Raw genomic sequence first — 21,652 nt, 5'->3', positions numbered from 1 at the left:
GACCCCTCATTACAGCCTCGGGTCGATGCCCTCACTTTCCAGTGCCAGCACGCCCAGAATGCACTCGTGGATCTTCCAGAGGGGTTGATGGGTCACGAATCGGTTGAGGGCTTCAAGGCCGAGATGGAATTCACGGGTGGCCCGTTCACGTTTGGCTCCCAGTGCACGGCCCCGCAGGCGGTCCAGATGTCGGGTGTATTCGGGTCCGTAGATGATGCGGAGGTATTCACGGCCCCGGATTTTCAGGCTGGGCTGGGTTCTGCGCTCCGGGATGAACTGCATGGTTTTGACCACCATGCCTTCTTTGCCACTTGCCGTGAGTTTCTCCCACCACGCGGTGGCCTGCTGAATGCTTGTTTCATCTTGCAGGTCCACCACCTGATAAGGGGTCGGAGCCAGCAGGGCGTCAAAAGTGCTGAGGCGTTCCAGGGTTTGCATGTGCCACAGGTGGGTTTTGTCTGTGTGCACCTGCCCTTCGGTGGCAAGCAGGTGGAAAGGGGCAAACTTCAGGTCTTCGATGGACTCCACGGTCTGACAATATGTCCGGTATGCTGCCACATAATCGTTCAGGTTTTCCAGACGTTCACGGGTCTGCTGCAGCAGTTCTGCGGCTCCAGGGTGTTTTTCCAGCGCCTGAACGGCAGTGCCCAGGGCATGGGTGGCTGCGGTCCCAGTGGCAGCATACTGTTCTTTCAGGAGGGAAGTGGCCTTGAAAGACCAGGGGAGAAGTTCCCCGTCCAGGCACACCCAGTCGGTCTGGAATTCCTCCCAGAAGCCTGCACGGTCCAGGGCACCGCGCAGGCGCTCCAGAAAGGCCTGCTCCAGGGTTTGATCGTTGAAGAAGGCCCGACCTGTGCGGGAGTACACCACCCCCAGGCGTTCTTCTGCCGTGCCAAATCGGGTGCGGGCCACTGCAGGGTTTTTGCACACCACCGCCACAGCCCTTGAGCCCATGTGTTTCTCCTCGCAGATCACCTGGGTCAGACCTTGCTTCTGGTAGTACCGGAAGGCGTCTTCAGGATGCTCCAGCAGGTCTGGACGTTCACTGGTGTGGCTTGGAGACACAGTGGGGGGCAGGAAGATCAGCCATCTGGGGTCCAGGGCAAAGCGGCTTGCAGTTTCCAGTGCAGCGATGTTGTTGGCCTCGTGAATGCGGATGGTGCCCACAGCCGTCTCAATGAACTTTTCGCGGGCAAAATCCTGCCAGCGCAGGGTGTGGTCTGCCACGTGCTGGGCATTCAGCACGGTTTTGAGTTTTTTGCCTGGTTCGTAATGCTCCATTTTCGCAGGGATGCTGGTCAGGGTGAGTTCAGGGTACCTGAGAGCGGTCAGTTTGCCACCGAACACACATCCGGTGTCCAGGTCGATGGTGTTGTTGACCCACTGCGCCTCACGCACCGGAACGTGACCGTAAATGACTTTGGCCTTGCCCCGGTAGTTCTTGGCCCAGTCCAGACGGATGGGCAAACCTTCCTCGTCGGTCTCTCCGGTGGTGTCTCCATACAGGCAGAACTCCCGCACCCTTGCGGACGCACGACCCTGGTACCGTTCGATCAGGCCTGCGTGGGCCACCACCACATTGCCCTGGTCCAGCATGTAATGGCTCACCATGTTTTCCAGAAATTTCAGCACTTCCTGCCTGAATTCGGGTGTGGTGTCCTGCAACTGTTCTGCTGTGCGCTCCAGACCGTGGGTCATCTGGACCCGTTTGCCAGAAAGATACTTTTTCAGCTTTTCATCGTGGTTTCCCGGAACACAGAGTGCAGTTCTGTCTTTGACCATGTTCATGACCAGACGCAACACCCTCACACTGTCTGGCCCACGGTCCACCAGGTCGCCCACAAAGACAGCGGTTCTGCCCTCCGGATGGTGGGCATGCAGGTCTTCCGTCAGCTGATAACCCAGTTCCACCAGGAGTTCCCGAAGCTCCTCAAAACAGCCGTGCACGTCTCCAATGAAGTCAAAGGGTCCCGTGAGGTGCTTCAGGTTGTTGTACAGGGGCTTGCGTTCAATGACCAGACCTTCGAGGTCTTCGGGTTTCAGCACATGCACCTGACGGAAGCCCTCACGGTCCAGTGAGCGGATGCTGCTCCTGAGCTGGTACGCGTGCTTGCGAATGACAGAAACTGGGAAGTGCCGGTCAGGGCGCTGATGGTGGCGTTCCATCAGGGTCACTTCTGGGATGTCCAGCACCAGGGCCACGGTCAGCACGTCTGTTTCCTTTGCCGTCCTGAGGATCTGTGCCCGGGCATCTTTCTGCAGGCTGGTGGCATCAATGACGGTCAGCTTTCCTGCCGTCAGGCGCTTTTTTGCCACATGGTGCAGCAGCTCAAAAGCTTCTCTGGTGATCTCCAGATCGTTCTCGTCGTCTGTCAGGAGGGCACGGAAATAATCGCTGGAGAGGACCTCTGTGGGTTTGAAGTGCTGTCGGGCAAAGGTGCTCTTGCCACTGCTGGACGCCCCGATCAGGGCCACCAGGCACAGTTCTGGAATCTCGATCTTCATGCCGTTCTCCTGACCATGCGGGTGAAAATGGCCATCTGGGTGGGAGAGCCATGCACTTCATGCACGTCGCCCACCGTTCTGAATTCGGTGGTGTAACCGTAAGTCTCAGCCACCCTGCCTGCCCACGCCTGGAATTCTGCACGGGTCCACTCAAAACGGTGGTCCCGGTGCCTGAGTCCGGTCATGTCCTCAAAGAGCACGTTGTACTCCACGTTGGGCGTGGTGACCACCACCGTCTGGGGTTTCATGTGCCCGAACACGCTGCGCTCCATGGCCTGAATGCGGTCCGGGTCGAGGTGCTCAATGACCTCCACCAGGGCTGCAGCATCAAATCCAGTCAGGCGGTCATCCAGATAGGTCACAGAGGAATGCAGGAATTCAACGGGTTTCCCCTCAAATTTCTCTTTTGCCAGTTCCAGAGGCCGGATGGAGGCATCCACCGCCACAATCCGCTGAAAACGGTGTTTGACCAGGTGCCTGAGCAGGTTCCCCTCACCACATCCCAGGTCCAGCACGGTTTTTGCCCCGGATGCCACCAGGGCTTCAGAAACGGCCGTCAGGCGCTGCTGGTTCAGGGAGATGCGCTTTTCTTTCTGCTCCGGGGTTTCTGCACCCCCTTCTTCCTCTTCTTCTTCGGTCTCGAAACGCTGCTCGGCCTTGCGAATCAGGTTCTGGCGGTACTTCAGGTAGCGCTTGAGGATCAGTTCCCGCTCTGGATGCTGCTCCAGCCAGCCCTCACCATTTCGCAGCAGTTTCTCGATCTCTGCCACATCAATGAAATAGTGCTTGGCATTGTCCAGAACAGGGAGCAGCACATAGAAATGCCGCAGCAGGTCCTGAAGCCTGGCCTGCACTTTGAAGGTCACATGAAAATAAGGCCCCACGCCCCACGCTGGAAAATGTTCATCCAGAGGAAGCTGCTTCACCTCCAGGCTGTACCCCAGAGGTTCAAAGACCCTGCGGATCAGTTCCTCCCCTGTGTTGCACTTCAGCACTGGGATTTCGATCTCAAAAGACAGGGGTTGTGCAGCCAGATCGGGTCTGCTCTGGCTTTTGCCGTTCATGGCAGTGCGGAAAGCATCTCCCAGAGCCACACTCAGAAAACTGTTGGCGGTGTAGGGTCGATCATTCACATAAGGTTCAAGTGGCCTGCTGGCATCCCCTGAACGCAGACGGGACAGGTACACCGGATCGATGTTGACCATCAGGCAGGCGGTGGCTGTGTGTTCAGAGACCTCAGGGTAGAACACCGTGCTGCTCCCGAAAGGCAGGGAGAAATCCTGCACTTTTTCGGGATGCTTGTGCAGCAGGTACCCCAGATCGCTGGCATTTTCATGGTTCAAACGCAATAAAAACAACATACGAAGCCTATTGTCTCACAGGCTTCGCATGAGGGTATGGGCAAAAACACCTGTCTGGAGCACACCCGCGGTCAGCAACATCTTGTATCGCGAAGATTCAATGGTCGCGAAGGTTCAATTCTTCTGGCAGGCTTCCCTTTTCCACCGTCCGTCTTGTCACGAGAGATTCTCTATGTGAGTCACCGATTTCTGGCCGGGGGTGTGTCCAGCAGGCACGTCCTCACCATACTCCTGAAGGGGAGGTGACATTCAAGCCCCTGAAAAATGTCCCGAAGCTGTTCAGCAGCTCAGGGCCTGTTCTGGACCGGAGCGGTCCGGGCTGTAGAGGGTGCAGGCATGACGCCCTTTCGATTTGCTGTCATACATGGCCTGATCGGCATGGGCCAGGAGCTCCTTGGCGGTGCTCCCGTGGTGGGGATACAGGCTGACCCCGATGCTTGCTGAGGCATGCAAAGCCGTCCCGGTCAAATCAAACCGTTCAGAGAGGCTGGAGATCAGCTTCTCGGCCAGGGTGAGGGCAGACTGATCATCAGTGATGCCTTCCGCAATCACGGCGAATTCATCTCCACTGATGCGGGCCAGCAAATCGGTGCGGCGCAGGTTCTGGGAGAGGCGGCCAGAAATCTGCTGCAAGAGCTCGTCTCCGGCCTGGTGCCCGTAGCGGTCATTCACCTGCTTGAAGTGGTCGAGGTCAATGAACATCAGGGCAAACCCGGTGTGTTTCTCACTGGCATGCTGCAGGGTCTGCTCCAGACGGTGCTGAAACATGCGTCGATTGCTCAGTCCGGTGAGCGTATCAATGAACGCATAACGGGCGGTGGACTCTGCCTGAATGCGGGCCTTAAGTTGCCGTTCCAGAAAGGTGGTGAGGCCATACAATCCCAGAATCTCCACCATGCTGGTGATGTAATGAAGTTTGAGGATCTTGAAGGCCTGAAGTTCAAAGGCAGACAGGGTGTCCAACTGAGGCAGGTAATGCCCCAGGGTCAGTACGAGGGTGGCCAGAAACACCGACAGGCACACAACAGTTCCCCTGAGCACACCCAGGAAGGAAAATGCAGCGATGTAGGCTGCTGGAACAAACAGCACGTATTCCAGCGGATCATAGGTCTTCGGGTGGTCATACAGACCCACAAACACCGTGGAGAGCATGGCAAAGTTGATCACCACCCCCACCACCACTTCAAAGAAGGGCAGGGTTCTGGGCCTCAGGGCAAGCAGCACAGTGACAGCCGTGAGCACCGCAAATGTTCCATTCACAATCCAGTGGATCAGGGGAATGGCATTCAGCACAAAAAGCGAAAACACCCACCCGATCACGTTGATGAAACCCATCACCAGCAGATAGACCGGACGCCGGGAGGCGTTCTGTCTGGCAGTGAAATCGCTGGGGGTGAGATCCGAAAACATGGCCACTTCCTTGGAGGCAGAAAGAGGGGCTGGAGATCATCCAGAAAAGGAATTCTGCTTCTGCTTCAGCATATCGCTGGAGGCATGTCGTGAATCTGACAGAGGGCAGAAGGCAGAAGGCGGAAGGCGGAAGGCGGAAGGCGGAAGGCGGAAGGCGGAAGGCGGAAGGCGGAAGGCGGAAGGGTGCGTGTGCCCGTTTGCTGATTGCTGATCGCTCTGTCCCACTCACTTGCATGCTTTTGCGCTCACCCTGACCTGCACCGCAAGCCCTGATGCAATCGGTTGTGGAAAGGATTACAATAGCAGTTTGTGAGAACCTTTCCAGTCAACATTGGTGGCGTCAGTCGGGAACTTCCCATTGTGGAACTGAAGCCAGGCCTGAGTGTCGCCCTGTTCAACATGCTCGGGGACACCGAGGTGACCGAGGCCGCAGGGATTGCCCTGGCCAGAAAGCTCCCTGCAGAAGTGGACATTCTGGTGACCCCGGAGGTGAAAGCCCTGACCCTGGCCCATGTGGTGAGCCGGGAGTGCGGTAAGCCTTACGTGGTGGTGCGCAAAACCCAGAAGCCGTACATGATCAATCCCGTGGTGCGTGAAGTGCTGTCCATCACCACAGGCAAACCCCAGACCCTGGTCCTCGATGGCCTGGATGTGGAGCACCTGAAAGGCAAGAAAATTGCCATTGTGGATGATGTGGTCTCCACTGGGGGCACCCTCAAGAGCCTCTCGAAGATCATTGAAGAGGTGGGTGGGGAAGTGATCGCTGTGCTGACCGTCTTCACAGAGGGTGATGAGCGGGACGATGTGATCGCGCTGGGTCACCTGCCCCTTTTCAAGGCAGAATAAGCAACACAAGATTCAGAATCCTCTCCCGCTTACAATTGCTCTTCCTCGGAAATGAGCCAGAACTGAAGTTTTGCAAGAGGAATTTTTCACAGGTCCTGTCAAAAGGACCTGTGCGTTTTTTGTTGTCTTCAGTGAGGTTTCAGGCCCATTTTCATGAAAACATCAAGATCACTTTAGAATTTCTGAACCTTTCGCCCAGATTCACAATGGGATCGGTTCCAGATTTGACAGCGTTGAAAGTTAAAACTATCATCAAGATAAGTTAGACAACTGACTTGGCCCCTTTCCCCTCCCTGCACAATCGATTCCCAACGAAAGCACCTGGCAGGGTGTATTCAGCCTTTTACTTCAGGAGGACCTTATGAAAAGAACCAGTACATCCACATGCAGCGCACGCTGGGTTCCAGGAACCTCCAACCGGCTTTACGTGGAGACCCCCGAAGGTCGAAGCGTGGTGAGCCTGGAGCGTTTCGAGCAGGTCTGCGGCAGGCAGGCCACCCATGACCTCTACTTGCGCGGCGCCATCACTGTCGAACTTCCAGAGAACCTGCTTCGCAACCTCGTTGCATAAAACAGGAGCTTCTGCAGACCAGCCTGACATGGTGTCAGGCTGGTTTTTGTTTGCTGCCCCTTCACTGTAAGCAAAACGATTTACCTGCAATCTGACACAGGTAGAATGAGACCGTGACCCTTTTTGAACCTGCCCCTCCACTTGCAGAACGCCTGAGACCGACCACCCTGGATGAGGTGTACGGGCAGAAGCACCTGCTCGCTCCGGGGAAACCCCTCAGGCGCATGCTGGAAGGGGGATTCCTGAGCTCCCTGATCCTGTGGGGTCCTCCCGGGGTGGGGAAAACCACGCTGGCCCGCATGATCTCCAAAACCGCAAAAGCCCACTTCATCCAGCTGTCTGCAGTGACTGCAGGCATCAAAGACGTGCGTGAAGCCGTCGAGGTGGCCCAGAGGAACCGCACCAAAGGGGAGAGGACCGTCCTCTTTCTGGATGAAATTCACCGTTTCAACAAGGCGCAGCAGGATGCCCTGTTGCCCCATGTGGAAAGTGGCCTTTTGACCCTGATCGGGGCCACCACCGAGAATCCCAGTTTTGAGGTGAATCCTGCACTGCGTTCCAGGGCACGGACCCTGGTCCTCAAATCCCTCACCGATGAGGACATCTCTGGGTTGCTGGACCGTGCCCTGACCGATTCCAAAGGGCTGCCCGGAGTGGAACTGACCCAGGAAGGCAGGGAACTGCTGGTTCAGCTTGCAGATGGAGACGCCAGACGTGCTCTGGGGGCACTGGAAGTGGCTTCCAACATTGCCAGTCCCATCACCCCGGAGGCCGTCAAGGAAGCTTTCGGAACCCATGTGCCCAGCATGGACAAACAGGGCGAGGATTTCTACAACCTGATTTCTGCCCTGCACAAGAGCGTGAGGGCCTCCCACGTGGATGGTGCCCTGTACTGGCTTGCCCGCATGGTGGCGGGTGGGGCAGACCCCATCTACATTGCACGCCGCATTGTGCGCATGGCCGCTGAAGACATCGGGCTTGCAGATCCCAATGCCCTGAAACTCGCCATGAGTGCCCAGCAGGCCATGCACCTGCTGGGGAGTCCAGAAGGAGAACTGGCCCTGGCCCAGGTGGTGGTGTATCTGGCCCTGGCCCCCAAATCCAACAGCGTGTACAGCGCCTGGGGTGAGGTCCTGCGCATGGCCGAGGAGGAAAGGCAGCATCCCATCCCTCTGCACCTGCGCAATGCCATCACGGGTCTGATGAAATCCCAGGGATATGGAAAAGGCTACGCTTACTACTTCGATGACCCGGAAGGGTCTTTTGCGCAGACTTACCTGCCGGATGAACTGCTGGGCACAGAATTCTATCAGCCGACCGGAGAAGGATGGGAGTCCAGGGTGAGGGAACGCTGGTCTGCCCTGAAACAGAAGCACCACAAAGAAAAACCCTGAGTCTGACTCAGGGTTTCTGGTTTTCTGCAGGTCAGTGGGTGTTGTTCTGTGGCTCGTTGAACTGCACTTTCTTGCCTTTTCCCTTGCGGGTGCGGATGTTGAGCAGTTCCACCAGCACAGCAAAGCCCATCGCAAAGTAGATGTAGCCCTTGGGCACATGGAACCCGAGGCCTTCTGCGACCAGGGTCATCCCGATCAACAGCAGGAAAGAGAGGGCCAGCATCTTCACGGTGGGGTGGCGGTTCACGAAGGCACTGATGGGACCGGCCGCGAACAGCATGATGATCACTGTGACCACCACCGAGGTGACCATCACCCAGATGTTGTCCACCATGCCCACTGCAGTGATCACACTGTCCAGCGAAAACACGATGTCCACCAGCAGGATCTGCCCGATCACTGCACTGAAATTGGGTGGAGCTTTGGTGACCCCCTCATGGTCTTCCCCTTCCAGCTTCTCGTGAATTTCACGGGTGGCCTTGTACAGCAGAAAGAGGCCCCCGACAATCAGGATCAGGTCCCGACCACTGATTTCCTGTCCGAACACCGAGAAAAGTGGTGCAGTCAGGCGAATGATCCAGGCCAGGGACAGCAGCAGCAGCAGGCGGGTTCCCATCGCCAGCAGCAGACCGACGGTTCTGGCCTTTGCCTGTTGTTCTGCAGGAAGCTTGCCACTGAGGATCGAGATGAAAATGATGTTGTCGATCCCCAGCACAATCTCCAGCAGGGTGAGGGTCGCAAAAGCGATCCACATCTCAGAACTGCTCATCCATTCAAACATTCCAAACCCCCTGAACAATCCTGCCTTCCAGCGATGGTGAGTGAGGCCATCTTGATGCCAGAAGACGTGGTGCAATCCGATGAAGTAACCCACCAAATGACTGTTCCATGAGTCTCATGGGACTCAGGTTCCAACTTTTCAGATGGAACGGTTTTAGAATGCAAATTGAGTCACAATTCGAGGGTCGGACCTGCAGGATCAAGGTCCCATGAACGAACGACAGGCTTCAAACCTGCAGGGCTCTGGCTTCTCTCGGGCTCACCCCGAGCAGCTCACGGTACAGCCTGCGGAAATGGCGGGCATCCTCAAACCCACAGAGCTCAGCAATGCGCTCCACCGTCAGGGTGCGGTTCTGCATCAGCTGCCTTGCCTTTTCCAGACGCAACCTCTGCTGGTATTGCAGTGGAGTAAGCCCCGTGTGCTCCTTGAAAGCACGGGTGAGGTGGCGGGGACTCAGGTGGGCCAGTTCTGCCAGTTGTGCCAGGGGGACCTGCTCATGGGCATGCTCAATCAGAAAGTCCTGCACCCGGTGAACCCCGGAGTGCAGGTGGGCCCGGTACTGCAGGTACAGGCTGTCTTGCAGGTCCATGCCCTGCCTGCGGTGGTAGACCACCATGTCCCGGGCCAGCTTCGCGGCAAAGAGCGCCCCATGCTGCTGTTCAATGAAATGCAGGGCCATGTCCATGCCAGAAGCAATGCCTGCGCTGGTGGTGATGTTCCCATCGGTGACATACAGCCGGTTGTCCTGCACTTTGGCCTTCGGAAACATCTCCTGCAGGTGGGAGGTCAGCAGGTGATGGGTGGTGCACTTTCGACCACTGAGCAACCCTGCATACCCCAGCACCCCTGCCCCTGAACACACCGAGGTGATGCTGATGCCCAGACGGTGGTGCTTCTGCAGCCACTGTAAAACCTCATCCGGAGGGCAGCGCAGAGTCCTGAGGTTGCCTCCGACCCGGCAACCTGCAACCAGAATCAGATCCCCGGGACCGAGGTCTGGCAAAGGGACCAGATCGCTGAGGGTGAGTCCCTGGGCACTTTTCACGGCAGGCTGGGTGGAGCAATGGATCATCTGGTAATCCGCTCCCATTTCGCAGGCCTCCGAAAACACCTGAACGGGACCGGCAAGATCCAGCAGATGAACGGCATCAAGAATCAGAAAGGCAACTCTGGGCATGGTGGTGGCCTCAGTTTAAATCAAAGCAGCACAGGTTGTTTTCCCGACTGCAGCTGTTCCAGCAGGCTGTCCACCGTGTGGATGGTTGCAAAACGTCCGGCCAGGTGGTACTCGGTGGCCCGGGTGATGTCTTCGGCGGAGATGAATTCCTCTTTTTCCCAGTGCTTGATGGGGAAGGTGCGTGTGGCCTCGCTCACAAAGGACACCCGGTATCCCAGATCTCCGGCGACCCTGGTGGTGGTTTCGCAGCATTGCTCGGTCTGAATGCCCGTGACCACCAGATGCTGAATGCCCAGTTGCGTCAGGTGCTGCTGCAAGCCCGTTGAGGTGAAAGAGTTGCGGGTGGTCTTCTCGAAGAGCACCTCGTCCGTTCTGCGCTCCAGGAAGTCCATCAGTTTGTAGGCAGGATGCTCGGGGTGAAAGGGATTGTCGGTGCTGTCGTGTTCCCTGTGCAGAATCCAGATCACAGGCAGGTCCTGCGCCCGGAATTCCTGAATCAGGCGGGTGAGGTTGTGTTCAAATTCAGGATTGTTGCGTTTTTCCCAGCGGGGAAGGACTTTGAAGGAATCCTGAACGTCGATGACAAGCAGTGCGGTTTTCATGGCTCCAGAATATGGTGTTCAGCAAAAGAATTTTAGAGGGAATGTGGCCATCAAGCGGACGGAAATGGACATCTGAAGTGAAACAGGCCAGGTGAAGGAATTGGGCAGATCACTGCGGTCGGGCAGGGTGCAGATTATGCTGTCAAAATGTCACAGCTGCAATGGGCCAGAGAAATCCTCAGTCTTGCACAGGCAGGGCTTGCTTATTCCAACAATGTTTTCGACACTCAGCGTTACCAGCGCTTGCAGGAACTCGCTGCAGAAATGCTTGCCCCGTTCACAGACCGTCCTGCTCAGGAACTCGCTTCTTTTTTGAAGGCAGAGGAAGGTTATCCCACCCCGAAAATTGATGTGCGGGCCATTGTCTTTCAGGACAACCAGATCCTGCTGGTCCGTGAGCGTTCCGATGGAGGATGGACCCCTCCAGGCGGATGGGCCGACATGGGAGAAAGTCCCAGCGAAATGGCGGTCCGGGAGACCCGTGAAGAAGCAGGCTATGAAGTGCGTGCTGTAAAACTGCTGGCCGTGCATGACCGCAACCGCCACAACCACCCACACTCCATCTGGGAAACCTACAAGATTTTCATCCTCTGCGAGCTCACAGGAGGTTCAGCCCAGACCAGCATCGAGACCAGCGACGTGGGATTTTTCGGGGAAGACGAACTGCCTGCCCTGTCCACCGAGCGCATCTCAGAACAACAGATCCGCAGGATGTTTGAACACCTGCGGAATCCCTCCTGGCCTGCTGATTTTGATTAAAGGTTGAAGCTGTAACGGGCCAGTTTCTCAGGGTCCAGCTGCAGGTTTTGCAGGTCACGAAGGTTCAGGTGCCCATCTCTCAACACAGGGTTGGGTCCTGAAACATCATCTCCAAGCTTCAGGAAGAAAGTCAGTTCACTGGGGCAATCCACCCCTTCCAGACTGGCAATCAGGGCACTGTGGCGCATGCTGGTGAGGTTCCCGGCCTGAGAACCGATCATCACCCGTTTCCCTGCAGCCTTTGCCATTTCCAGCATCTTCAGGCTTCCGGTGATGCCACTTCTGGGAGGTTTGATGTTCAGGATGTCGAAGGTGTCGAGGTCCAGTTCCCGTTCCAGATTGCCAATCGTGAAGCAGGAGTCATCTGCGATGATGGGCAGCACCCCAAGCTTTTTCAGTTCCATGCGGGCACGTGTCTGGTGAACAGGAAGGGGCTCTTCCACCCAGAGCAAACCTGCTTCACCCATGGCGGCGAGGATCTGGGGGGCCACATCTGGAGTGAGGGTTTCATTGCTGTCTGCATAAAGGTCCATGTCAGGGAACTCCTGCTTCAGGGCGTGAATCACCTGCAGGTCCTTCTGGTAATCGCGGCCCACCTTGACCTTCAGCACCCGCACCCCTGCTGCGTAAACCTCACGGGCTTCCTGCAGCATGCCTTTAAGGTCGGTGATGCCCAGAATGAAACTCACCCTGAGATCTGTATGGGGACCCTGCAGGGCAGAGAAGAGGTCCTGTCCTTTGCTTCGGAACCTGGCTTCCCACATGGCACTGTCGATGGCTCCCTTGATGGTGTGGTTGTTGGCAATGCTCTGGACGGTTTTCCAGAGGTCCCCTTCATCTTCGATGTCCATTCCAATAAGTCTGGGACGCAGGAGATCTGTGATGCCCTGAAAGCTGTGCAGGGTTTCGCCATAAATGGTGGGACGGGCCAGGGCCTCACCCTCTCCGGTGGTGCCATCTTCCAGGGTGATCCGCACCAGGGCTGCATCTGCAGTACTCATGGCCGAGACCGCACCCCATTTCAGGGCGCTTTTCATGGGCAGGCGGTACAAAGTGAGGTCCAGGTTCTGGATCTTCACAGCCAATCCTTTACGAGCCGGGCCACTTCTGCGGGGTTTGAACGGGTGGTGTCCACATACAGCACCCGCTTGCTGTCTCCCAGACCCGTCAGGTAGGCATTGGCTTCTTTTGGATCGTAATTCTTGCGCTCATCCACCACAATTTTCACCTTGGCAAGGATGTTTTCTGCAGGAGCATCCAGCTGGGAAAGGGCCACAATGTCCTCTTCTGAAAACACCTGATCGATGCCTTTCAGGCTTTTCAGGGACTCCAGGGTGCTCCCGGAGGTTTCCACTTGCACCTGATCAAAGGTGTCCCCACGGCCCAGCAGTCTTGAAGCACGCACCAGATCAGGGGCATCAAGCACAATGAAACGGCTTTGCGAGTTTTGTGCTGCATGCTGCACTTCATCCAGACCCCGCAGACCATCAAAGATCAGGGTGTTTTTGGGGGCTTCCTGCAGGTAAAGTTCGGTCAGCAGCTGCCCCATGCCTCCCGGATGGGTCTCACGGAACTTGGCAGTGCGTTTGAAGCGCTCGCTGCGGTCAGTGATCACCTCACCATCAAAAATGAAATCATCGGTCACTTCCCGACGGTTGGGCAGCAGGGTGAAAGGCACACCCAGGGCCTGAAGTTCATCAAGAGTGGTGCTTTTTCCGACGCCAGTCACACCAACCACAATCAGGATTGGCTGGTCTTTTAAAGGGTAGGGGGTGCTTTCACGGCTCAACATTTGGCCTGATTGTATGGCAGGCCAGGGTGCAGGGGTGAGGGCTTGTCAAATCAAGGGGAGACATGCCGAGAGCTGAGAACCAATGGCCGAGGGCAAAAGACAGCAAAGGCTGATGCATGGAGATTTGGCAGAAGACATGAAAGTTCTTGTGAGTGCTGCAGCTTTCAAGCCAATTTGCTTGACCTGACCTTCCAGATGTAAACACAATGCTCTCGGCTCTCGGCTCTCGGCTCTCGGTTTCCTGCGTCCCACGGACGACCAGAGCGTCGCCCCCACCCCTGTGTGTCCCAGGCTCAGGCATTTCTGACATTTTTCCGTACAATGGTACCGTTATGACTGAACGCAAGTATTTTGGAACCGACGGCGTCCGTGGCGTCGCCGGACAACCCCCTCTCACTGCAGCATGGGTGCTGGAGCTCGGACAGGCCGCTGCAGAAGTTTTGAAGCGCAATTTTGAACGTCCCAGCGTGGTGATTGGCAAGGACACCCGTTACTCTGGCGACATGCTGGAAGCGGCCCTTGCAGCAGGGCTCACGGCCCGTGGGGTCAATGTGATCCATGTGGGTGTGATGCCCACCCCCGGTGTGAGTTTCCTGACCCGTCACCTGAAGGCCAGTGCGGGCGTGGTGATCAGTGCAAGCCACAACCCCTACGATGACAACGGCATCAAATTCTTCGGGTCGAACGGTGAAAAGCTCTCTGACTCTCTTGAACTTGAGATCGAGTCCCTGATTGGTGAGCAGAGCGAATGGCCTTTCGTGACCGGGGCAGGGCTTGGGACGGTCACCAACTACCGGGAAGCAGAGCGCCTGTATACCGATTACCTGGCCAGTCTTGCTCCCCGCATGGACGGTCTGAGAATTGCCCTGGACTGTGCCAACGGTGCGGCCTACCGCATTGCTCCCAAAGTGTTCCAGCGTGCCGGTGCAGATGTCTTTGCGGTGTACACCACGCCCGATGGCCTCAACATCAACCGCAATTGCGGGTCCACCCACATGGAGCATCTGCGTCTGCTGGTCCGGGAAGGGGATTTCGACCTCGGGATTGCTTTTGATGGTGATGCCGACCGTGCCCTGCTGGTGGATTCCAGAGGCAACATCATCCAGGGGGACCACATCCTGTACCTGACCGCCAAGGCCCGGGGTGAGAAACGGGTGGTGACCACCATCATGGCGAACATGGGTCTGGAAGTGAAACTGCGTCAGGAAGGCATCCACCTGGAGCGCACTGCCGTGGGGGACCGCTATGTGCACGAACGCATGGTGGAAAAAGCCCTCACCCTCGGGGGAGAGCAGTCCGGTCACATCCTCTTCACGGACATCAGTCCCACCGGGGACGGCATCCTGACCGCCCTGCAGGTTCTGAAAGCCAGCCAGAAAATGGGCCTCTCACTGGACCAGTTGCATGACGATCTGGTGATGTTCCCCCAGACCCTGCTGAACGTGAAGTGTGCAGACAAGCATGGCATCAGCAAGCGCCCTGAGGTGCAGGCGGCTGTGAAAGAAGCCGAAGGCAAACTCTCGGGCAGAGGCCGCATCAACCTGCGTCCCAGTGGCACCGAGCCCATTGTGCGTGTGATGGTGGAAGGTCCAGACCAGACCGAGATCGAGCAGATCGCTGAAGATGTTGCTGACGTGATTCGCAGCCTGCAGCAGTAAGAACAGGAAAGCCCTTCGCACTGAAGGGCTTTCCTCTCTGTATCAATACAATAAAAAAGTCACAAACATTGTCCAAACCGTTTTGGATTGCACACCAACACCCCATCTCCCCATCCAACTGTGGGTTAGAATCCCTGACATGGAATACAGCACCCAGATTCGCGTCCGCTACGCTGAAACCGACCAGATGGGGGTGGCCCACCACAGCAATTATGCTGTCTGGATGGAACTGGCCCGTGTGGAATTCATGCGGGAACTCAACATGGATTACCGGGAGGTGGAAGCACAGGGCATCTACCTGATGCTCACCCGTCTGGATGTGCGCTACCGAAGGGCGGCACGCTTTGATGATGTTGTGAAGATCACGGTGAAAGTCGCCGAGGTCAAATCCCGCACCATGGCGTTTGATTACCTGCTCACGTCGGAAACAGGAGAGACCATTGCCACCGGAACCACAGAGCATGTGGCAACAGACCGGTCGTACCGGCTGGTGAGGATTCCTGAAAACCTGCTCAAAAGCATGACCTGAAGACTGCCAGCACAGGACAGTCGCAATCCGTACACCTCACCTGTGCTGTTCCCCCTAAACTGCCTGCTATGAACTGGGGAATCATTGGAGCTGCCCGCATTGCAAAATCCGCACTGGTCCCGGCCATCCGTGAAGCCGGAGGAACCGTCCACACGGTGTCTGCCCGCGATCCGAAAAAAGCGGCACAATTTGCACAGGAAAACCACATTCCGAATTCCAGCTCGTACGAAGAGCTGCTGGACCACCCTGACATCGAAGTGGTTTATGTGCCTCTTCCCAACTCTGAGCATCTGGAATGGACCGTAAAAGCCCTGGAAGCTGGAAAGCATGTCCTGTGCGAAAAGCCCCTCACCCTCTCTGCCGATCAGGCCAGGAGGATGATGGATGCCCAGCAGAAATCTGGAAAGCTGGTGTTGGAAGCATTTTCCTACCGTTTTCACCCTCAGGTTCAGCGCATGCTGGACGTTTTGAAGGAAGGCAAGATCGGCGACATTCGCCTGATGCGCTCGGTGTTCACCTTTCCTCTGGACCGCCCGGATGACATCCGCTGGGATGCCCGTCTGGGGGGAGGGGCCTTTTACGATGTGGGCTCCTACTGTGTGGACCTGATGCGTCTGGTGACCCGGGAAGTTCCACAGCAGGTGCATGTGTCTGCCCTCAAGACAGAAGGTGAGGTGGACATCACCCTGGGGGCACTGCTCGAATTTTCATCCTGTCAGGGACAACTGCTGTGTTCCTTTGAGATGCCCTTTCAACAGTCTTTTGAGGTTTTTGGAACGAAAGGCTCCCTGCAACTCGAAGCCCCTTTCGCCATCGACAATTACGAATCCCACCTGACGGTCAATGGTCAGGCAGAGACGTTTGACAAGATCAATGTGTATGCCGAAATGGTGCGGCACTTTCAACAGGCGATCAGGGGAGAAACAGAGCTGCGCTTTCCGATTCAGGACCACTCCCTGCAGCAGATGTTGATTCTGGATCGGGTCCTGAACGCAACGAACCACCCGAGGGTTTAAGTCGGGTGGTTCACTGGAATGTGCATGGGAGATTGCAGGTGTTCAGTAGGCGAAGGCCAGCCATTGCCGCACACTGTCCAGCAGTTCTGCACGCTGGAAGGGCTTCTTGATGACCTGACGGGCCCCAGCTTCGAGGGCTTTTTGCTGCATGTTTTCGCTGTTTTCAGAAGTGACAATCAGGATGGGAGGCAAATGCTGGGAAAGGCTTTTGAGCTGTTCGAGAATCTCAATGCCGTTCAGGCGGGGCATGATCAGGTCAAGCAGCACCAGATCGGGTTTGTCGTGAATGATCCGACTCAAACCGTCTTCTGGACTGCTGGTGGTCACGATGTTGTGGTACTCCCCTGAACGCAACGCTTTTTCGATCAGAATCAGGTTGACATTCTGATCATCAATCACTAGGATTTTGGGGTTGCTTGCCATAGGACCTCTTTCTCTAGTGGGAGTGTAATCGGCCCGGTATCACAAGTGTCTTACATAACGTTCATAAAGTGTAATTGAATGCAACTTCTGAGGATCAGGTCACGTACATTGATTGAAATGCTGCCCATCATCAAACAAGTGCTCGAAAACTTCAAGTTCGATGTTGAACCAAACAAGACACCCGCAGAGAATGCCGAGGATGTCATCAAGGGTGCGGCCACCCTCTCTGCGGTGATCGCTGCCGAACCGATCCCGGTTGCAGACATCTTGCTGATCACGCCTGTGCAGATCAAGATGGTGGTTCATGTCGGTAAAATCTACGGCTTTGAGCTGACCCGCAAACGGGCAAAAGAGATCATGCTGGAACTCGGGGCCTCCTTCGCTTATGGTCTGGTGGCCCGTCAGGCCATGAGACAGGTCGCCAAGGTGGTGGCCCCGGTGCTTGGAGGGGTGATCACTGCGCCCCTGGTGTATGGCTGGACTTTTGCCCTGGGCAAACTGGCAGAGGAATACTTCAAACGCAAAAAATTGGGTCTGGAACTCACTGACCAGGAGCGCAAGGAACTTGCGGCCCGAACCTTTGATGCAGAGTACCGCAAAGCAGAGGACAATCCAGATCTGGTCCGTAAAAAGAACGAAAAATAAGCAATCTCAGAAGCCTCCAGCACTGCTGGAGGTTACTTGCAGGGTGGTTGCATCCACAAGGTCTGAGAGCAGAAAATCCAGCACACTGCTCCGCCAGGTTTCAGGCTGCTCCCGCATCACCCAGTGACCGCTCCTGGGAATGATGATGTGCTTTGCGTTCTTGATTTTTTTGACGGCGAAGTGGGTGCGACTTGCAGGAGTCACCCGGTCATGCTGTGCATGGACCAGCAAGGTCGGCACCTGCAAATTCGGCAGGTCCTCATACATGTTGGTGGTGTAACGGGTCCAGCCAAGTTCGGACTGCAGCCAGCGCAGAAAAGTCTCAGGGTTGTTCATTTCACTTTGCAGTTCTGAGAGCAACTCGCGGGTCACCAGTCTGGGGTTGTGAATGACCAGCAGTTTCAGAATCAGAGCCAGAAAACCGGGGTGTTTTCTGCTCAGATCCCAGAGCCACAGGGCAAATTTTTCTGCCCGGATGCCCAGACGCGGAATCCAGGGAACGTGAATGCGTCCGAAAAGTCCGAAACTGTCCACCAGCACCAGACGTTCAAAACGCTCAGGGTGTCTGAGGGCCACCTGCAGGGCAATGGCACCACCCATCGAAAAAGCCACAACACGGCTTTTTTGCAGATTCAGGGCGTCCAGAAATTCCAGCAGAAATTCAGCAAGTTCCCGGGTCTGGTGTCTCTTCTGGGGGTCAGAGCTCAGACCATACCCTGGAAAGTCTGGAGCAAAGACATGAAAGTGCCTTGCGAAATGGTCCAGATGCCTGCCGTAACTCAACCACGCCGAATCGATGGCAGTGCCATGCAGCAACACCAGGGGTGGTCCCTGGCCTGCTTCCAGCAGGTGGATTTTGCGGTCGCTCACTTCAATGAAACGGGAATATTGCTGGTGCATTGTGGTCCTCTGAGACCACAGTACATCAGTTCAGCAACTGCCTCCGCAACAATCGAGAGGATTCCTGGCTCAGTTGCAGTGCCAGATGGGTGTGACCATTTTTGACAAGGGCCTCCTCCAGCAGCCTGTAGTGTTCAGGGTCAAGACCGGGAATTTGCAGGACAAAGCGGTACAGTTTTTCCACCCCTTCCGGCTGGTGGGCCAGTGTCTGGATGTGAAGTGCAATGACCTGAACCAGCTGCTGTTGTAGGTCCTGTCTTAAAACCTCCACCCACTCACCCGTCAGGTGCGGTGCGATTTCTGCACGTTGCAGGGTGGTCAGTTGCTCAAGGTCCTGAAAGCTCTGAACAGGATTTTGCTGCAGGTCTTTGATGGCATCGAGGTCCAGCACCACTTTGAGCTGTTCACTGATCTGGTATTGACGGTTCTGGAACGGAAGGGGATCGAAAGGCACCTTCAGGGCTTCTTGCAAGGCCGACCTCAATTTGCGCACCACCACCTTGAAATAGTCCACATTTTCCCGTCTGGCTGAGCCTTCCCACAGAGCGTCAATGATGCGGTCCCGGTGGTTTGGCCCATGCACGGCCAGATACAACAGCAATTCCTCTGCCTTGCTGAGGGGCAGATGCACCCGCTGCCCTGACACCTGGACCTCCAATTTGCCAAGGGCACTGATCTTCAATACAGGACGCTGGTCAACAGGATCGGCAACGGCAACACTGAGGTTCAGGGCACGCTGGAAACGCTCTGCATGCCAGTTCAGTTGAATGCAGGTCTGGTACAGGTCTTGCAGCAGATGGCGCTCTGCTTGCAACGGCCCGTCGTGTCCCAGGTCGTCCAGAGCCTGGATCACCTCTTCCACCTGAGTGCGGTTCAGGGTTCCCTTCTGTCGGGCCTGTTCCAGCCTGAGCAGGCCAAGCCGGTGAAGGTGATAGACTTCCAGCTGTGTTTCATCAATGTCATCCAGCAGGGTGGTTTCTGCAATGGATCTCTTTTCGTGCAGGTCAAACATCACCTGGTACAGTTTTAGGGGATCAGCAGGTTGATGGGTGGCGTGGGTCTTGTTGGTGGAATTCAGCAGCCAGAGTTTTGCCTGTTCCAGATTTCCCTGCATGAGGTGGGCTTCACTGAGCAGCAAACTGTAATTGACGGCCTGTCCCGTCCACCCTTTGTTTTCCAGCTCCGGTACAGCCAGAGACAGGTCGTGGACCACCTGATCAAGCTGCTGGTGTTGCAACACGAAAATGTTGCAGCGCAGGGCAATGAAAAGCGCCCTCCAGTTGTGGAAGTTCTCATTCTGCTCTGTGGTGGCTTTCTCGATCAGGTCGAGGGCTTTCTGGTTTTCTCCCCAGTCCACGTAGGTGTAGGCCAGGTTGTAATACAGCTCATTGAGACGTGCTGTGACCCGGTGCTTGTTGTACAGGTACAGGGCACGAAGGTACGCCTGTTCGCATTCCTGACGGTCCAGAGACGTCTGGTGGCAGCTCGCCAGGATCACGTAGGCTTTGGCTTCTGCCAGTGGATTTTGCAGGTTGACACAGAATTGGACCAGTTCCCGGGCCACGGCCTGCTCTTCCTCGTGGTGGCCCAGTGCGCCCAGGGCAATGGAACGGTAGGTCAAAAGTCCAATTTTGAAGGTGTTGCTGGGATGAGACTCCAGGCCCTCAGTGGCAAAATTGAGTTGCTGCTGAAATTCTCCTCGTCGGTAGTGGTAATAGGCCATGGTGCTGTAGTAAACGTCTTTTTTCTCGAAATCCGGATGCTGCTCGAGAAGGGCATCCACCTCAGCAATGCGTCCAAAGTCCAGCAACATCGAAATTTTCTGCAGCAACACCTCTTCCGTCAGGCCACCAGGAAGGGTGGACAGGCGCTCACACAGGTCCAGCACCCACTCCCGGTCCCCACGGGTGATGGCAGCACTGATGTGTTTGCGGGCCAGCTCCATGGCACGGGAAGCATCCTGTGATTTGATGAAGCACTCCAGTGCAGCGAGCTCCTGATGGACCTGCAGGTGATACAGTCCGGCCTGCTGAAACACCTCCCTGTAAGATCCTGTGTGAAAAAGACGGCTCTCCAGGGCTTCCCTCAGCAGGGTGTGTGGACGGTATTTCCCGTCGCCAAGAGGGGTGACAGGCAACCCGCTTTCCATCAGGGAACGAATCCAGTTGTGGGGCAACTCAACATGCAGGGCACGGATGTCCTGTTCGGACCACACATCCAGTGGAGCCAGACGGCTCAGGGCTGCAATCAGGTCTTCGGGAAGCTGCTCAAGCCGCTCGTCCACCAGTTCACGCGCACTGAGGCCCAGAGGCGCACCACTGGCCACCAGGGCCACCCCTGCGGGCCAGCCCTCCATTTTTTCCTTCAAGAGGTGCAGGTCGCGGGTTTCAGCGGTCCATCCAGTGCACTGCAGCATTTCCTCCAGCGTGAACGTCAGATCCCGGGGGCCAAGAATCAGTGCATCACCCCGGGAGGCCCATTGTGCCAGCGGAAGTGGGCTGCTCTCATACCCTGCCAGCAAGAGCTGAACCTGGTCCTTCAACTGGGCATGAAACCGCTGCAGCCACAGGCCGGTCCCTCTGGACAGCAACTCTGTCCGGTCCAGCACCACATACACTTTCTGTCCTGAACTGTTGAGTCCCTGGGCCAGATCTTTCCCCAGGTCTTCTGCAGGGGCGTCTGTGCTTTCTGCGACCAGTTTAAGGCTTGACAGAACCTGCTGCGCTTCTGCGATGAGTGCCCGGGCCAGATATTGCGGGTTGCTGTGGTCGGTGTGAAGGGTCAGCCAGATCACCTTGCGACGGGTGGAACGGGCAAACTGGGCCAGCAGTGTGGTCTTCCCATAACCAGAGGGAGCCATGAGTGCCACAATGGCCTGAGGACTGGTTTGCCGCAACCGCTGGAGCAGGTGGATGCGCTTGATTTCGTTGGGATAAGTTCGGGGAATCTGAGACACAAGATGACCTCTGGCAGGCTGGAGGTGCGGGCAGGCAGAAGAAGTTTGAAGTTTTTCTTCACTGGCCGCCCCAATTTTTGCAGGTTCAGCCAGCAACCTGGATCAGAGACCAGTTTACAGGATCAGTCTGGAGGAGGGCCTGTCTGGAGCAGACCTCCAGGGGTTGCTGCACCAGGTTCAATGTCTGGTGGCCTGGACGGGTCGTAAAGAACTGCGCTGTGGAGCAGGAAAGGCAGAGAGCATGTTCATGTGAACATGCTCTCTGCCCTTCTGGATTTGGATGAATACATTGGCTGAATTTTGAAAAACTCAAAAAGTGGAACGAAC

General features: G+C 56.2%; 19 protein-coding genes. 8 read left to right on the top strand and 11 right to left on the bottom strand.

Going from position 1 to position 21,652, the window contains the following annotated elements; all coding sequences use genetic code 11:
- Positions 1-9: 9 nt before the first annotated feature.
- The 3 genes from DC3_RS03060 to DC3_RS03050 form a co-directional block, all read right to left on the bottom strand.
- Complete coding sequence (locus DC3_RS03060) at positions 10-2,505, bottom strand: polynucleotide kinase-phosphatase (protein WP_146882211.1); 2,496 nt, start codon at positions 2,503-2,505, stop codon at positions 10-12.
- On the bottom strand, positions 2,502-3,866 hold the full coding sequence (locus DC3_RS03055) for a 3' terminal RNA ribose 2'-O-methyltransferase Hen1 (RefSeq protein ID WP_146882209.1): 1,365 nt from the start codon (positions 3,864-3,866) through the stop codon (positions 2,502-2,504). The genes DC3_RS03060 and DC3_RS03055 overlap by 4 nt, the downstream gene beginning before the upstream one ends.
- Before the next feature lie 279 nt (positions 3,867-4,145).
- Complete coding sequence (locus tag DC3_RS03050; protein WP_146882207.1) at positions 4,146-5,276, bottom strand: GGDEF domain-containing protein; 1,131 nt, start codon at positions 5,274-5,276, stop codon at positions 4,146-4,148.
- A gap of 309 nt (positions 5,277-5,585) precedes the next feature.
- Here DC3_RS03050 and DC3_RS03045 point away from each other — a divergent pair, with 309 nt between their 5' ends.
- The 3 genes from DC3_RS03045 to DC3_RS03035 all read left to right on the top strand — a co-directional run bounded on the left by DC3_RS03045 (position 5,586) and on the right by DC3_RS03035 (position 8,087).
- Positions 5,586-6,122 (top strand): phosphoribosyltransferase family protein, encoded by a 537-nt coding sequence (locus DC3_RS03045; protein ID WP_146882205.1) that lies wholly within the window; start codon positions 5,586-5,588, stop codon positions 6,120-6,122.
- Positions 6,123-6,483: 361 nt separating this feature from the next.
- Positions 6,484-6,693 (top strand): hypothetical protein, encoded by a 210-nt coding sequence (locus tag DC3_RS03040; RefSeq protein WP_146882203.1) that lies wholly within the window; start codon positions 6,484-6,486, stop codon positions 6,691-6,693.
- 113 nt (positions 6,694-6,806) lie between these two features.
- On the top strand, positions 6,807-8,087 hold the full coding sequence (locus DC3_RS03035; protein WP_146882201.1) for a replication-associated recombination protein A: 1,281 nt from the start codon (positions 6,807-6,809) through the stop codon (positions 8,085-8,087).
- A gap of 31 nt (positions 8,088-8,118) precedes the next feature.
- Here DC3_RS03035 and DC3_RS03030 read toward each other — a convergent pair whose 3' ends face one another.
- The 3 genes from DC3_RS03030 to DC3_RS03020 form a co-directional block, all read right to left on the bottom strand.
- On the bottom strand, positions 8,119-8,868 hold the full coding sequence (locus tag DC3_RS03030) for a TerC family protein (protein ID WP_146882199.1): 750 nt from the start codon (positions 8,866-8,868) through the stop codon (positions 8,119-8,121).
- A 226-nt stretch (positions 8,869-9,094) separates the two neighbouring features.
- A complete protein-coding gene (locus tag DC3_RS03025) occupies positions 9,095-10,045 on the bottom strand; it encodes a GlxA family transcriptional regulator (protein ID WP_146882197.1) in 951 nt (316 codons plus the stop codon).
- A gap of 20 nt (positions 10,046-10,065) precedes the next feature.
- Positions 10,066-10,647, bottom strand: a complete 582-nt coding sequence (locus DC3_RS03020) for a cysteine hydrolase family protein (RefSeq protein ID WP_146882196.1) — start codon at positions 10,645-10,647, stop codon at positions 10,066-10,068.
- Positions 10,648-10,794: 147 nt separating this feature from the next.
- Between DC3_RS03020 and DC3_RS03015 the strand changes: the two genes are divergently transcribed.
- A complete protein-coding gene (locus tag DC3_RS03015; RefSeq protein WP_146882194.1) occupies positions 10,795-11,406 on the top strand; it encodes an NUDIX hydrolase in 612 nt (203 codons plus the stop codon).
- On the opposite strand, the gene DC3_RS03010 is transcribed toward DC3_RS03015, so the two are convergent.
- Entirely contained in the window at positions 11,403-12,485 is a 1,083-nt protein-coding gene (locus tag DC3_RS03010) for a mandelate racemase/muconate lactonizing enzyme family protein (protein ID WP_307724732.1), read from the bottom strand. The genes DC3_RS03015 and DC3_RS03010 overlap by 4 nt on opposite strands.
- Positions 12,482-13,198 carry an ATP-binding protein gene (locus DC3_RS03005; RefSeq protein WP_146882192.1) on the bottom strand — a complete coding sequence of 239 codons (717 nt, stop codon included), beginning with the start codon at positions 13,196-13,198 and terminating at the stop codon, positions 12,482-12,484. Before DC3_RS03005 ends, DC3_RS03010 begins: the two co-directional genes overlap by 4 nt.
- 332 nt (positions 13,199-13,530) lie before the next feature.
- On the opposite strand from DC3_RS03005, the gene glmM reads away from it, so the two are divergent.
- From glmM to DC3_RS02990, 3 genes are all read left to right on the top strand, one after another.
- Complete coding sequence (gene glmM / locus DC3_RS03000) at positions 13,531-14,856, top strand: phosphoglucosamine mutase (RefSeq protein WP_146882190.1); 1,326 nt, start codon at positions 13,531-13,533, stop codon at positions 14,854-14,856.
- 139 nt (positions 14,857-14,995) lie between these two features.
- Positions 14,996-15,385 (top strand): acyl-CoA thioesterase, encoded by a 390-nt coding sequence (locus tag DC3_RS02995; RefSeq protein ID WP_146882188.1) that lies wholly within the window; start codon positions 14,996-14,998, stop codon positions 15,383-15,385.
- Between the two features lie 68 nt (positions 15,386-15,453).
- The gene (locus tag DC3_RS02990; protein WP_146882186.1) at positions 15,454-16,401 is read left to right on the top strand and encodes a Gfo/Idh/MocA family protein; all 948 of its coding nucleotides are present in this window, start codon (positions 15,454-15,456) and stop codon (positions 16,399-16,401) included.
- Between the two features lie 42 nt (positions 16,402-16,443).
- On the opposite strand, the gene DC3_RS02985 is transcribed toward DC3_RS02990, so the two are convergent.
- A complete protein-coding gene (locus DC3_RS02985) occupies positions 16,444-16,824 on the bottom strand; it encodes a response regulator (protein ID WP_146882184.1) in 381 nt (126 codons plus the stop codon).
- Between the two features lie 117 nt (positions 16,825-16,941).
- Here DC3_RS02985 and DC3_RS02980 point away from each other — a divergent pair, with 117 nt between their 5' ends.
- Entirely contained in the window at positions 16,942-17,469 is a 528-nt protein-coding gene (locus DC3_RS02980) for a YcjF family protein (RefSeq protein WP_146882182.1), read from the top strand.
- A gap of 6 nt (positions 17,470-17,475) precedes the next feature.
- Here the strand turns inward: DC3_RS02980 and DC3_RS02975 are convergent, their stop codons facing one another.
- Together DC3_RS02975 and DC3_RS02970 are read right to left on the bottom strand one after the other, a co-directional pair.
- Positions 17,476-18,369: an alpha/beta fold hydrolase gene (locus DC3_RS02975; RefSeq protein ID WP_146882180.1), complete on the bottom strand. Its 894-nt coding sequence runs from the start codon at positions 18,367-18,369 to the stop codon at positions 17,476-17,478.
- Between the two features lie 25 nt (positions 18,370-18,394).
- Positions 18,395-21,325, bottom strand: coding sequence for an AAA family ATPase (locus DC3_RS02970; RefSeq protein WP_146882179.1), 2,931 nt, complete (start codon positions 21,323-21,325; stop codon positions 18,395-18,397).
- Between the last annotated feature and the right edge of the window lie 327 nt (positions 21,326-21,652).

The sequence above is a fragment of the Deinococcus cellulosilyticus NBRC 106333 = KACC 11606 genome (assembly GCF_007990775.1).
In the GTDB taxonomy this organism is placed as follows: domain Bacteria; phylum Deinococcota; class Deinococci; order Deinococcales; family Deinococcaceae; genus Deinococcus_C; species Deinococcus_C cellulosilyticus.
This window is presented reverse-complemented; position numbering and strand designations above follow the sequence as displayed.